The 13,412-nt window shown below is 59.0% G+C and carries 15 protein-coding genes; 4 read left to right on the top strand and 11 right to left on the bottom strand.

Going from position 1 to position 13,412, the window contains the following annotated elements:
- Positions 1–509 precede the first annotated feature (509 nt).
- The 4 genes from V1280_RS42970 (at position 510) to V1280_RS42955 (ending at position 2,924) form a co-directional block, all read left to right on the top strand.
- On the top strand, positions 510–1,184 hold the full coding sequence (locus V1280_RS42970; protein ID WP_334536966.1) for a flavin reductase family protein: 675 nt from the start codon (positions 510–512) through the stop codon (positions 1,182–1,184).
- Between the two features lie 177 nt (positions 1,185–1,361).
- Positions 1,362–1,931, top strand: a complete 570-nt coding sequence (locus V1280_RS42965; RefSeq protein ID WP_334536964.1) for a carboxylesterase family protein — start codon at positions 1,362–1,364, stop codon at positions 1,929–1,931.
- A gap of 5 nt (positions 1,932–1,936) precedes the next feature.
- Positions 1,937–2,110 (top strand): carboxylesterase family protein, encoded by a 174-nt coding sequence (locus V1280_RS42960; RefSeq protein WP_334536962.1) that lies wholly within the window; start codon positions 1,937–1,939, stop codon positions 2,108–2,110.
- A gap of 1 nt (position 2,111) precedes the next feature.
- Complete coding sequence (locus V1280_RS42955) at positions 2,112–2,924, top strand: carboxylesterase family protein (RefSeq protein WP_334536960.1); 813 nt, start codon at positions 2,112–2,114, stop codon at positions 2,922–2,924.
- A gap of 100 nt (positions 2,925–3,024) precedes the next feature.
- On the opposite strand, the gene V1280_RS42950 is transcribed toward V1280_RS42955, so the two are convergent.
- The 11 genes from V1280_RS42950 to V1280_RS42900 all read right to left on the bottom strand — a co-directional run bounded on the left by V1280_RS42950 (position 3,025) and on the right by V1280_RS42900 (position 13,359).
- Complete coding sequence (locus V1280_RS42950; protein WP_334536958.1) at positions 3,025–3,408, bottom strand: MarR family winged helix-turn-helix transcriptional regulator; 384 nt, start codon at positions 3,406–3,408, stop codon at positions 3,025–3,027.
- A gap of 119 nt (positions 3,409–3,527) precedes the next feature.
- Positions 3,528–4,715 carry an NAD(P)/FAD-dependent oxidoreductase gene (locus V1280_RS42945; protein ID WP_334536956.1) on the bottom strand — a complete coding sequence of 396 codons (1,188 nt, stop codon included), beginning with the start codon at positions 4,713–4,715 and terminating at the stop codon, positions 3,528–3,530.
- 31 nt (positions 4,716–4,746) lie between these two features.
- Complete coding sequence (locus tag V1280_RS42940; protein ID WP_334536954.1) at positions 4,747–5,265, bottom strand: nuclear transport factor 2 family protein; 519 nt, start codon at positions 5,263–5,265, stop codon at positions 4,747–4,749.
- A gap of 54 nt (positions 5,266–5,319) precedes the next feature.
- Entirely contained in the window at positions 5,320–6,201 is an 882-nt protein-coding gene (locus tag V1280_RS42935) for a Bug family tripartite tricarboxylate transporter substrate binding protein (protein WP_334536952.1), read from the bottom strand.
- A 205-nt stretch (positions 6,202–6,406) separates the two neighbouring features.
- Complete coding sequence (locus V1280_RS42930) at positions 6,407–7,573, bottom strand: 2-methylaconitate cis-trans isomerase PrpF family protein (RefSeq protein WP_334536951.1); 1,167 nt, start codon at positions 7,571–7,573, stop codon at positions 6,407–6,409.
- A 61-nt stretch (positions 7,574–7,634) separates the two neighbouring features.
- The gene (locus tag V1280_RS42925) at positions 7,635–8,903 is read right to left on the bottom strand and encodes a CaiB/BaiF CoA transferase family protein (RefSeq protein ID WP_334536949.1); all 1,269 of its coding nucleotides are present in this window, start codon (positions 8,901–8,903) and stop codon (positions 7,635–7,637) included.
- Between the two features lie 36 nt (positions 8,904–8,939).
- Complete coding sequence (locus tag V1280_RS42920) at positions 8,940–9,137, bottom strand: ferredoxin (protein WP_334536948.1); 198 nt, start codon at positions 9,135–9,137, stop codon at positions 8,940–8,942.
- Positions 9,138–9,157: 20 nt separating this feature from the next.
- On the bottom strand, positions 9,158–10,360 hold the full coding sequence (locus V1280_RS42915; protein ID WP_334536947.1) for a cytochrome P450: 1,203 nt from the start codon (positions 10,358–10,360) through the stop codon (positions 9,158–9,160).
- Positions 10,361–10,376: 16 nt separating this feature from the next.
- On the bottom strand, positions 10,377–11,195 hold the full coding sequence (locus V1280_RS42910) for an SDR family NAD(P)-dependent oxidoreductase (RefSeq protein ID WP_334536945.1): 819 nt from the start codon (positions 11,193–11,195) through the stop codon (positions 10,377–10,379).
- A gap of 195 nt (positions 11,196–11,390) precedes the next feature.
- On the bottom strand, positions 11,391–12,290 hold the full coding sequence (locus tag V1280_RS42905; protein ID WP_334536943.1) for a fumarylacetoacetate hydrolase family protein: 900 nt from the start codon (positions 12,288–12,290) through the stop codon (positions 11,391–11,393).
- 22 nt (positions 12,291–12,312) lie between these two features.
- Positions 12,313–13,359, bottom strand: coding sequence for a cupin domain-containing protein (locus V1280_RS42900; RefSeq protein ID WP_334536942.1), 1,047 nt, complete (start codon positions 13,357–13,359; stop codon positions 12,313–12,315).
- Between the last annotated feature and the right edge of the window lie 53 nt (positions 13,360–13,412).

Genomic DNA, 13,412 nt, shown 5'->3' with positions numbered 1-13,412 from the left:
GGCATCGATGGCTGCAACCCTGCTCGTCACGGGTTGGGTCGGTACAAATCGCAGGCTTGGCGTCATATTCCCTGAATCCTGCGCCATGCTGCTCGAAACATCCAATGCAGTCGCGCGCGGATCGCGCGCAGTGACTTGCGCGTTCCAAAAACTCTGCCATTTGCGTTTCCCAATCGTTATTCTTTTGACCGCCTTAGGCCGCGTTGAATCCGCAGCGTCGGCTTATGCGAGCCCAAAGGCACCACGGACGCAAATGACGAATTTTCAGACAGTCATTAGATATTTTAAACCGAGATGAGCGATCTGCGTCGAAATCCCGGCTCCTCTCTACGTCGTATCGAAAGCAATCCCAAAGTGGTGTATGAAGGTTTCTCATGAGCGGCGGATAAAATTTCACTTCCCATCCGGCGACCCTCGTTTCAGATGCAGTTCGCGCTTTCACCGATCATTGCCTCGGCTACGGTCGTCCTCTGAAGAAGGCTCACAGTCTTCGTCTCCAGGAAACCCCGATGTTTTACGATACCCAGACGAACGATCACGGCCTCAAGTACAATCCTTTCAAATCCTGCGTCATTCCCCGTCCAATTGGTTGGATCTCAACCATAAGCTACGATGGTATTCCGAACCTCGCGCCGTTCAGCATCTTCAACCAACTGGCCTTTGATCCTCCCTTCGTCTTTTTCTCGGGTAGCTCTCGGCCTGGAACCGGTATTCGCAAAGATAGTGTAATTAATGCTGAAGAGACAGGTGAGTTCGTCGTCAACATGGCTACTTGGGAAATGAGGGAGCAAGTCAATAGAAGCTCCACTAGCTTTCCTCCCGACGTCGACGAAATGGAGTTTCTAGGCCTTACCAAACTGCCATCCCGTTTTGTAAAACCATGGCGAGTTGGCGAGTCTCCGATCCATTTGGAATGCCGGTACCATCAGACGATTACGTTGCCGGGTAATCGCCGCGAGTCCATGCATCGGGTGGTGATCGGAGCGGTTGTTGGAATTCACATCGATGACAAGGTTCTAACTTCAGACGGGCGGATCGATGTCGTCAAAATAAGACCGTTGGCCCGGCTCGGCTACATGGACTACACGAGCGTCACGGAAGTTTTCAGCATGCCCTCCTACGCCGACCAGGCGAGTCTAGTCGGGGAAGCTGTTGCGAACAGAACGTCCAAATCAGGCTTGTGAAGGCTGTCAATCGGGCAGCGCGTCAGGCCGTCAGCTCGCCGGTCAAACTACTTCGAGCGCTTCGCTTGGAGCAGCGCCGTTCGTGTAATGTCGCGACCGATACCAATTCGCAGCTCGCGGCGCGACGGGGGCTCGTGCACAGCCTGCAACCATATCGGAGGGAGGATCCAAAATGAGGTGGTTCGGCAAAGCGGCATTGATGACGCGGGCGCTATCGACTTCGGCAAACGAGAAGATCTGTTCGCCAACATCAAATCAGGCAAGCCCGAAGTGGCGAAGATCAGCGACGGGTCGCTGAAAGGCTATGCGGCGAACGGCATCAGCTCGTTTCTCGGCATTCCTTTCGCGGCGCCGCCGGTCGGCGAACTGCGCTGGAAGCCGCCCGCACCGCCTGCCAAGTGGACAGGCGAGCGTGACGCCGGTGCCTTCGCCCCCGCTTGCGTGCAGACAAACACCTTCGGCGTCATGGCTGTCCGCAGCACCACGGAAGACTGTCTTTATCTGAATGTCTTCGCGCCGGCGTCGGGCCGCAGCAAGCTACGCCCGGTGATGGTATGGCTCCATGGCGGCGGCCAACTCAACGGCCGTACCAACGACTATGACCCGCGCAAGCTGGTCAAAGACGGTGACCTCGTCGTGGAGTCCACCACCTACCGCATGAACGTGTTCGGTTATATGGCGCATCCGGCGCTCGACAAGGCCATCCGTTCGGCAATCACGGCACGCTCGACCAGCAGGCTGCGCTGAAATGGGTGGAACAGAACATCAAGGCGTTCGGCGGTGACCCTAACAATGTGACGGTATTCGGCGAAAGCGCCGTTGGCATAGCCACCCTGTTCAACCACGTTTCGCCAGGCGCCGCGGGCCTGTTCCAAAGGGTCATCCTTGAAAGCGGGGGTGTCGGCGCCAGCGCAAACTTCGCTTGAGATGGTCGAAACGACAGGTTCGGACTTCGCGACCACGATGGGTTGCGAGGACCAGACCGCGGTATGCATGCGCTCCAAGTCCGTGGACGAGATCATCGCCAAGGCGGGCCGCTTCCTCAACGGTGCGGTGCGTTCGGTGGACGGAACGATCCTGCCGGGGCAGATGCAGGCCTTGATGGCGGAAGGCAAGTTCCACAAGGTCCCGATTCTGATGGGCAACAATGCCGACGAATGGACCTGGTTTACGAGTCTCACCGAACTCGACACCAAGAAGCCAATGACTGGGGAGGATTATCCTAAAACGCTCGCAGCCACTTTTGGCGCCGAGCGCGGCGCGAAAATTGCGGCGGAATATCCGCTGTCCGGCTCGCCCTCTCCGAGTGAGGCCTTCTCACTTGCAATGACCTCGTGGTTCTTCTACTGCCCGTCCCGCCGCGCGATGCGCTCGGCGTCCAAGAGCGGTTCACCAGTCTATGTCTTCGAATTCAATGACCGCAAAGCATCGCAATATTTCGCCCCAGTGTCCTACCCGTATGGCGCGGCACATACGCTTGAGCTGCAGTACATCTTCCCGGGCTATCATGGCGCGGCCGGTGTGAAGAAGCCGCTCAGTGCCGACCAGCAGATGTTGTCCAACGCGATGATTAAGTATTGGACCAACTTCGCCAGGACCGGAAATCCGAACGGCAAGGGCCTGCCGAACTGGCCGCAATGGACGCGAACCAAGGAACAGACCCAAATGCTCGATATGAAGATCGCGACGGGCACGGAATTCGCCAAGGATCGCAAATGCGACTTCTGGGACATACTGTAACGCAATGTAACTAAGATTGGCCTTCGGCCAAATCGCAGGAGAACCATTTCAGACAGCGTTTCACGCAGCCTTGGTCAAAAACTGAGGCAAATCATGCCCGCTAACCTCTCTCAATTCCAGGTTCTGCGATGAGCTTCATGCACCTCATGAAATGCGGTCGGTCTTCGGTTGCCAGCGGCGCGAGCAGGACGGTTTGCAATTGAGATACACCAGAAACCAGCTCCAACAGCGCATTTTTCCCGGAAAGAGCCAAAGACACCTCGGCGGATCGGCGATCATTCTCGTTGATGCCCTTTGTGATTAGGCTACGTTCCTCCATCCGCCCAATCATTTCGCCCAGCGTGCTGCGGTCGACCCGGATATGCCTTGCAAGGTCCGTCAGCGTGAGCGTGCCGCACTGGTGAAGGGTCAAGAGTACGCCGAACTGGCGTGGTGTTATTTCGTTCTGAGCGGTCAGGTGCTCGTAAAGGATCTTGAAGCGCATCGAGCAAGCGCACGAGGAAGCCAAGCCCCTTGTCTAGTTTGAGCGTGCGGGCGATGTCTTCGGGCGATCGGTCTTCCACAGCGGACCGAGCTTCGGTCTTGGGCACCACCATCTTGGCCTTATGCATCAGCGCCAAGGCCAGCAACGCTACGGATAAGCCTTGCGCTATAACGCATGGTCTTCGCACCAGCGTTGCATCCTACGACGCCGATAAGTTCCCCTCCCCTGCGATACTCCACCACGAAAGCCCGCTTTTCGTGATCTTGATGCACAATCCGTATATCGTCGGCATCAACCGCGGAACCCAGCATTTGTAGACGTATCCCATGCAAATCTGACCAGAAGTAAGGAACAAAATCGCGCCAAGGAGTTCCGATTCCGCCATAAATAGATTGTGCGACGATGCGAGCCTGCTCCCTCGCTGCCGTCCAATGCTCGTGTCGTACATGCAGTCCGTTGTATCGATCGAGCCACACCGCGACATCTCCTGCTGCAAAAATGCCCGGCGCCTCCGTTCTTCCCTGCTCGTCGCAGAGAATACCATTCGATAGCTCAAGTCCGGAGGAAGCCAGCCATTCCACGTTGGGTATCGAGCCCAGGCCCGCAACTACGATGTCCGCGTCGATCCACATGTCATCGGCGATAAACACTCGCTGCCCGTAACTCGAGCTTTCGATCCTTTCGACGGAAACTCCGCACAGAAGTTCGATGCCAGCTTGGATATGCAAGTCTGCAAGCCGAGCGGCGACCTGGCTACCTAGAATTCGCTCGAACGGAAGCCCCGCCGCTTCGATCACGACGACGTCGAGCCCGAGACCAGAAGCCGCAGACGCCACCTCGGCCCCGATGAAGCCCCCGCCAATGATTACGAGGCGCTTGCCTGGGCGCAGAAGGGCACGCAACTGAGTTGCATCGTCCAGACCGCGCAGCAAATGAACTCTGCCTGTGCAGCGATCGGCAGGAAAGGGCCGGGCACGTGCGCCCGTGGCGATAATGATCTGATCTGCGGTGAGCGATTGCCCCGATTCGAGGAAGACTGAGCGCGCATGGGGGTCGAGCCTCTGCGCGGCACTCCCGAGTTGCAGATCGATCTTTGTTCGCGCATAGTGGCCACGATCATGAAATTGCAGATCCGGCAACGCTACGTCACCTTGCAACGCTGCCTTGGACAAAGGCGGCCGGTCGTACGGCAGGTTAGCCTGCGCATCGACCAGGGTAATCTGGCCAGAGAAGCCACATCGCCTCAGCTCATTAGCCGCGCCTACGCCAGCTACCGAAGCGCCGATGATGAGTACACTTTCCGCCATGCATTCGCTTTCTTGCGATCAAGCCGATTATTCAGAGGGTTTCGACCTTGAAAGAATTAGCAATCTTTCGCCTGAACGCATAAGCAGCGATGATCGGATTGAGATATTCCCGGACGTGGCTGATCCGCCCATCGCGGATCGAGAAGCGAAACACGTATTTGTTGCGATACGCGCGGCCGTCGGGCATCACTATGTTGCCCCGCTGTTCGATGAACACCCGACTGCCATCACCCGTGATGGAAAGCTCCACTTCGTCCGCGCCCAGGTTTTTGAGGCCATTGGCGGTCGTTGCCATCCAGAAATCGACGACTTCGGCCGTCCCCACATAGCGGCGGAGCCCTCCCGGCTCGGTCGAACCGGATTCGCTGAACGGTATCTCGTACACGGCGTCGTCGGTGATGCTGTCGGCGAGCGCCTTGGCGTCCCTTGCGGCAACCGCCCTGAAGAAGCCAAGAATGGCATCCTTGGCCGCCCTGCGTGCCGTCGGGGAATCGAGAGGATCCTCATCGCTCTTGAGCAGCGCGCCGAGGCCGACCGTTGGCTGATTCATGGTCTTGGTTCTCCGTTGCAGCAGGTTAGCGCCAGGCTGGCGCGATCGCGTTTCCTATTCGGCCAGGACGGCAGCGGCGTCGATCATAGCCTTGATCGAAGCCGCTTCCTTTTCCACAACGGTCGCCAGCTCAGCGGGTGTGCTTGCAACGGCTTCCAATCCCTTCGAGGCGATCTGGTGCTCGATAAAATCCGGACGTCGGAGGATAGCTCGCAGGTCGCCTCCGACCTTGTCCACGATCTCCGCGGGCGTGTCGGGCGGAGCGAAAACCGCATACCAGATCGAGGATTGCAGGTAGCCGAAGCCCGCCTCCTCGGTTGTCGGGACATCCGGAAACTGTGGCGATCGTTTCTTGCCGGCGATCGCGAGCGCCTTCAGTTTTCCCGTTCGGAGGAATTCTCCTGCGACGCCCGCGCTCCCTGTGGTGAATGAAACCTCTCCCGCAATCATCGCGATCAGAAGCGGTGAGATCCCGTTGTAGGGAATATGCAGGAGGTCGAGACCTTCCTTGCTGTTCAAATACTCAAACAGCAATTGCGGTTGTGAACCGCGTCCGAACGAACCGTAGTTCCATTTCTTCGGCTGCTTTTTGACGAGATCGACCAGTTCGCGAAGGCTGTTGGCCGGCACCGCCGGATGAGCCAGGACAAAGTTGTCGCTCTGCACCATCAGGGTTATCGGCGTGAACTTTGACGGATCGTACTGCAGGGACTTGAACAAATAGGGCGCCGTCGTGATGGTTTGATTGACGGTGGCCAGCAGGGTGTAGCCGTCGGGCGCTGCGCGAAACACCGCTTCCGTTCCAACCGTACCACCGGCACCCACCCGATTTTCAACGATGACAGGCGTGCTCCATTTCGAGCTGAGCTCCTGTGCGGCAGCGCGAATGACGAGATCGACACCGCCACCGGCGGGAAACGGCACGACGAAACGCACGAGACGCGACGGATAGCTTTGTGCGTGAACGGCGCTGGCAAGGCCAGCGCTGATTGCCAGCGCAATGAATGCCCGCACCGCAAGCGTCGCGATAGTTCGCCGCTCGGTTCTCGACGAAATGTTTCGTTTCGGTGCAACTGAATTTATCCGATGCAATTTCAACCACTCCTCGATGACGCATCGAAACAATGTCGTTCAAAACTCTTCAAGCAGCTGGAAGAAGAACGCTTCCTTCAAACAGCCGGCGGGCGGTTCGGAAGACGCCGGCCTCCGCTACCTGCCACGCGCCTTCGACGCGTTCGCAAGCCGCCGTCAGTTGCAGAACGCCGGACGGATGGCCGATCCGGAACTCCTCCCGGCCAAGGCCAGCCGGATTCGCGACGGCGTTGGCGACGGTGCCGGTGATCTTGCATGCCGCCGCCAAACAAATGGCGCCAGTCAGCGGCGTTGCCTTGTGCGGCAAGCCCATGGACATCATTTGTGTGACGATATCGACCCTGCTCGAATCGACCTCGCCCCCCGAACTCGTTTTGTAGCGGCACGATTTTCTGACGATGGCGACGAGCGGCAGATTGGTCATGCGCGTGCGGGCCGATGGTTCGTCAGCAACAAGGTTCATCGCCAGCGCGGCAGCAATCCTGACCTCTTCGAGCAATTTGCGCTGCTCGACCGATTGGAACCACGCCGTATCGAAACCTTGCGCCTCCGAACACACATCGTCCATGTTGATGATGGCGACGGGATTGGCGACATCGACAAGCGAGGCCTCGATCCTGCGACCTCTCCCGATATCCAGCACGTCGCGGACATTTCCGGTTGGCAATAGCTTGCCGGTCACCGCCCCCGCCGGGTCGACGAATGTCAGTTTGATCGGGGAGCCCGGCCGCGATACGCCGTCGATCCTGTAATCGCCGGCGATCTTGGCCTTGCCGCTCTCAACCGCAAACTCTGCGACCAGCTTCTTGTTCGTGTTGGTGTTGAAAATCCCCACTGTCGCCTGCCCATCCGCCGCGGAAATCAAACCTTCATCCAGGGCAAACGGCCCGACAGCTGAGCTGATGTTGCCGCAGTTTGCCCGATAGCTCACGACCGGTTTTTCGATACCAACCTGGGCGAAGGTGTAGTCGATATCGATTCCCTCTCGTGCGGACGGAGAGATGATCGCGATCTTCGAGAGCGAAGAGATCCCGCCCCCCATGCCGTCGAGCTGGCGCTCGGCGCCATCGGGGCTGCCCATGAGCGACAGAAACAAGCGGTCCCATTCGGCGCAATTCTTCGGCGGCTCGCCAGGGGGCAGATCGGCCCTGCGGAAGATCACCGCCTTGCTGGTTCCGCCGCGATAGAATGCCGCCCTCAATCGTTGCTGGCTCAAGACTTTCTCCCGAATTGCGGCATCCCTCGTACCGCTTCGCCGTCACCGGAAATCCGTCGTCTCAAATCGCCTGACTGCTGCGCAAGTCGCCGATCTCGGATTCGTCCATCCCAAGGAGATCATTCAAGATGGTGTCCGTGTGTTGCCCAAGCGCCGGCGGACAACTGATCGGAGGTGTCGGCGATCCGCTCATCTTGACCGGCCAACCAGGCAGCACCACAGGACCCCGCGTCGGATGGATAATTTCCGTCAGCATGCCGGTAGCCCGGAAGGACGGATCGTTCATCAGATCACCAGTATCGAATACAGCTCCCGCTGGAACGCCGGCGCCGTTCAACATCTCCATCGCGGTCCGTTTGCCCTGCCTCAACATCCAAGGACGAATAATCTCATCGACCTCTTCCTTGCGCTCGAAGCGGGCTTCCGGATTTACAAACCTGATGTCGTCGAGCAGATCGGATCGCCCGATCGTTTTCAGCAGGGCACGCCATTGGCGATTGCCGGTCAGTTCGTCCCGCGCCGTGTAGATGAAGCAATAGTCGTTGGGGCCCCCGCCCTTGCACGGATAAAGTCCCGACGGCGCCGCGGTGCTGCTCGGCGAGCCATTACCTACACGCGTCACCGGCTTGCCGGTCAGTTGATGGCGAGCGAACGTGATTCGGCTGAAGTTCATGACGGCTTCCTGCATCGCGACCCGGATGCTTTGCCCCTTGCCGGTGAACTCCCGCTGATAGAGCGCGCCCAAAATGCCGATTGCCAGATGCAGCCCGGATCCCGTATCGGCAAAAGTTGGACCAGGCTTGATCGGCGGTCCATCCGGCTCGCCGGTGAATGCGACCGCGCCACCGGCGGATTGTGCGATCGCATCGAAGCAGCGAAAGTCTCTGTACGGGCTTTCCTCGCTGAACCCGCGCACGGTGCCATAAATGATCCGCGGATTGATCTTGCTGACGGCTTCATAACTGAGGCCGAGTTTATCTGTGGTGCCCGGCGCAAAATTCTCCAGGAAGACATCGCACTCGCGGATCAGCCGGGTCAAGACTTCTTTACCCTTGCTGTTTTGCAAATCAATCGTGATGCTTCGCTTGTTCGAATTCAGGACCAGGAAATAGAGCGAGTCGGCGTCGGGCGAATCCGCCGAGGCAATCCGCGCGGGATCGCCAAGTTTCGGCCTTTCGACCTTGAAGACATCGGCGCCGAGAAAAGCGAGCGACTGCGCGCACGCAGATCCTGCCTCCCACTGCGTGAGGTCAAGGATCTTGACCCCCGTCAGCGCGCGGGGGTGCTCCGATGCGACGTCGGCCGAAATGGTCTTCTGATGCTGATTCATATGAACTCCCCACGCTCTCGCAGCTTACGCCGACGATTATTCGTCATGAACGGTGATAGCTTCGGACGGACAGACGCGCGCGGCGAGTCGCGCCGAGGCTTCGAATTCGGGCGCCGGATTTTCCGTCAGGAGGACCACGATGCCGTCCTGTTCGTCCTGGTCGAATACGTGGGGCGACTTGAGAACGCATTGCCCGGCGGCAATGCAACGTAATCTATTGACGGTAATACGCATGAGAGTTGCTTTCGGTTGGTTCACCAGGTCAGGGGAAGCTCGTGCACTCCGTAGACAAACATGTCATGGCGGAAGCGGAGCTTCTCGAATGGGACGGCGAGGCGGAGGTTGGGCAGCCGGTTGAACAGCGATCCATAGACGATGCGCAACTCGGCCCGCGCGAGCACCTGGCCCAGGCATTGATGGATGCCGAAGCCGAATGCGACGTGACGAGCCGCGTCCCGTTTCACATCGAGCCTGTCGGGATCCGGAAATAGATCGGGATCGCGGTTGGCGGCCGGAATCGAGCAAATGACGCCCTCCCCCGCCTTCACCAGTTTGCCGTTGACGTCGATATCCTCAAGCGCCACACGGCGGGCGCCGACGTGCAGCACGCTTGAGAACCGCAACAGCTCCTCGACCGCCCCCGGGATCATTTCAGGATTGCTCTTGATCAGGGCGAGCTGGTCTGGATGCTGCAGAAGGGTGAGCACGCCCAGCGCCGTCATGTTCTGGGTGGTCTGATGGCCGGCGCTCAGCAGCAGGCGGACGATGTTGATGAGCGTCAGCCGGTCGACGTGACCCGGCTTGAGCTGTTCTGCGACCAGCCTCGACACGATATCGTCCTGCGGCTCTCGCTCCTTGCGGGTGATCAGCGCGTCGAGATAGCCGAAGAGGTCGTCCAGCGACTTGCGAACTTCGGCCGGCGTCGATTTCGATCCGAATTGGATTCGTGTCGCCTCATGGAAGAACTGGTGGTCTTCGTAGGGAATTCCCAGCAGGAAGGTGATGATCTCGGTCGGCAGCGGCGCCGAAAAATGCTCGACGAAGTCGGCTCCTTGCGGCAATTGGGAGTACTGCGTGATCAACCTGTCCACACTCTCCTCGATGCGTGGCGTCAGCTGCTCGATCCGACGAACGGTGAATTCCTTCGTCACCATCCGGCGCAAGCGATCATGCTCGGGATTGTCCAGGCGAAGAAACGACCGGTCCGCCTTGTCCGCGACCATGCGCCCTTCAAATACGTGAGGGAAACCCTCCCGGTTCGGCTCGCAACTGAACTGCGGATTGCTGAGCACGGCACGGATGTCGTCGAATTTGGTCAGAAGATACGGATAGGTACCGTCCCATAGCCGCACCCGAGCAAAGGGTTCATGTTCGCGCAGATCGGCGTAGCCGTCGGGCGGATTGAACGGCTTGGTCCGGCTCATCGGGTAGGCGAGTTCGGCAACAGTCTGTGACATCTTGTTCTCCTTGATCTCAGGACGCAGCCGCCGACGGCGTCGCCTGCGTCAGCCTGCGCCGGGCCGCACGCATCCGGCCCAGCCAGTTTTCCCGGTCTGCCGCCCTGCGCTGCTCGTACTCGGCGACGCGCGGATGGGGCAGCACCAAAAAGCGGCGCGTCTTGAGCGCCTCAATAATTTCCCGGGCGACATCTTCCGGCTCGAGAAAGCCGCTTGAGACTCCCGCTTTAAGACTGTTGGGCTTCGTCATACCGGTCCGCACGCCCTCCGGGCAGACGCACGAGACCGAGACACCATCATCGGCATACGTAATCGAGAGCCATTCGGCCAACGCGACGGCGGCGTGCTTGCTGGCTGCGTAAGGCGCGCAGCGAAAATCAGTCAGCAGGCCGGCCGCGGAGGCGGTGACGATAAAATGTCCATTTCTGCGCCTAGCCATCTGTGGAATGACGGCTCGCGCGGCGTTGACGTGACCCATCAGGTTGACGTCCAGCGACCTCCGCCAATCACTGGTGTCGCCAAGGCCGTCGCCGGCGTGAATTCCAGCGTTTGAGCACCAGAGATCAATCGGGCCGATCTCCGCTTCAACCTTCTCCACCGCCGCTTCAACGGATCGGCTTTCCACCACATCGAGTTCAAGCGCTAGCGCTGGGCCGTGGGAGTAAGTCTCATTGATCGCAGCCGCTACCCGCCAGGCTGCTTCGACATTGCGATCGGCCACGACCACGCTGCGAATGCCGTGTTGCGCGAGCGCCCGACAGAGCGCCTGCCCGATACCGCTGCCGCCACCGGTAACGACAGCCACCTTTCCTGCCGCATCGAAACCGTCCGCCATCCTTGGGGTCCTTATATGCTCTTTGGTCCAACCATAGATCCATCGGTCTTGAAGGTCAACCCACCCGCCGCGATGCATTGGAGCGATGCTGAAAATGCATTGACGGCGAGCAAGCTCGCAGTGCGAGACAATCCGTGCGGCCAAAACACTCGCGGCTCGCCTCAGTGAATGTTCCCGCAAAGAACCAAAATCGTCTTATGCAAGGCTTATGGCCGGCTCTTTTTTCCAGACCGGATGCGCTCCGTCCTTTCCCTGCTTTACGTCCAGTGTCATCTCGCCGACGCCCGCGATCCGGATTGCGACCCGATCTCCAGCTTTTAGCGGCCCGACACCGGCGGGGGTCCCGCTTGCAATGATGTCGCCCGGATAGAGCGTCATGACCGAAGAAGCCATCGCGATCATCTCGGGAACGCCGACGATGAGGTTGCGTGTGTTGGCCTTTTGCCGCAGATCGCCATTCACGCTGAGTTCGAGATCGAAGTCGTCGTAACGTGGAACTTCATCTGCTGTCGTGAGGTAGGGGCCCATCGGGCAGAACGAATCGAATGACTTGCGCATCACCCGCTCCTCCTTGCCGCGAACGACGACGTCGATCAGGCACGAATAGCCAAACACATGCTCGAGCGCCCGCTCACGCGAAATGCTGCGGCCGCCCTTGCCGATAATGATCGCGAGCTCGCACTCGTGATGAATTTCACGATCAGGCAGATCTGGCAGCACAATGGGATCGTTCGGCCCGCTAAGGCTCGAATTCGCCTTGAGGAAAAATCCCTGTCCGCTCGCATCGAATTTTGAGATCAGCCCTGTGCCCGTTTTCATCTCGTCGATATGAGCATGATAATTGGCAGGATAGGCGATGACCTTGTTCGGCCAGGCCACCGGGCAATTGAGTTGTACCTCTGCGAACGGAATCCGTTCGGCGGTCTGCAGTTTCTCAACGATTCGCGGCTTGATGTGCGTGAAAGCCGTAATGAAGCGCAGCATGCCCGTTGGTGGCCATGCGATCGGGTCGTAGCCGATGACGTCGGATATGTCGGCGATGGCCGCGTCCTCGACGATACCAATTCGTCCTTGATTGAAATTCGCGATCTTCATGCTGCTGTTCCTTCTCGCGCCGTCAGGCCGCTTCTTCTCGGTAGAGGCCCAGCGACTTCAACACCGGGATATCATTGACCTGGAACAACACCGCGTCGGCCTTGTCCGAGCGATTTTGATGGGCGTGCACTGCCCAGGGCGGCAAGGCCAGGAAATCACCTTTCGACCAGTCGAACCGTTCTCCGTCGATCATGGTCGTGCCCTGCCCGCGTACGACGTAATAGACCACGCTTCCGGTATGCCTATGCGGCTTGCACTTTGCGCCAGGCCGCAACGTCTGGATCGCAGTTCCGATCGTCGGAAGTGCGGGGCCACCGGTCAGCGGATTCTGATATTCAAGCAGCGTATCGTCGAAAGGATCCGGCTCAAGTCCGGCCGCTTGCGAGAGAGCTTCCTGCGCCCGCGACCAAGTATAGGCCAGAACGGGACTCGGACCGCCGGCGCGTTTTTCATGCATCGGCCGTAGCAAACCGCTTCCGAACTCACGGTAGGAACGATCCGATATCCGGCTGACGCTCTGGCGCGGTTCGCTTGAACCCTCGAAGAACGTCGCATGCAGCGAGCGCACGAGCGAAATGTCGAGCACATCAAGCCAGATCATTGGCTTGTTTCCCTTGTGCTCGTGGTCGTGCCAGGTCCAGCTTGGCGTAAGGACGAGATCGCCCTCGTTGATGACATATTGCTCGCCGTCGACGATGGTGTCGGCGCCGCTGCCGTCCATGATGAACCGCAGGGCGGTCGCCGCATGGCGATGGGCGCTCGCGATTTCACCGGGGAGAATGTATTGAATGGATGCCCAGAACGTCGGCGTCGTGCCGTAGGGCAGACCGGGATTGGTCAGGCGCAGCGTGCGACGTTGGCCTCCCTGTTCGAGCTTCAGAGATGCGCCGATTTTCTCAAGCAGGCGCGCCAGATCAGCCGCCTTCCAATGAAACGGCTGCATCGTGCTTTTGGGCTCTTTGGTGAATAGCGGAGGATCGTCCGGTTGCGCAACACGAACGCCGTACTTAGCTAATTCGTCGGCCAGTTCCTGACGCTGCCTTGCGTCGCTCATGACTTCAGAGGCCATGTTTCTCTCCCTTTCGTTCTTCGGCTTCAGATGAAGGCAAAGCCTGCCGTCGC

The sequence above is a fragment of the Bradyrhizobium sp. AZCC 2230 genome (genome assembly GCF_036924495.1).
Taxonomy (GTDB): Bacteria; Pseudomonadota; Alphaproteobacteria; order Rhizobiales; family Xanthobacteraceae; genus Bradyrhizobium; species Bradyrhizobium rifense.
This window is presented reverse-complemented; position numbering and strand designations above follow the sequence as displayed.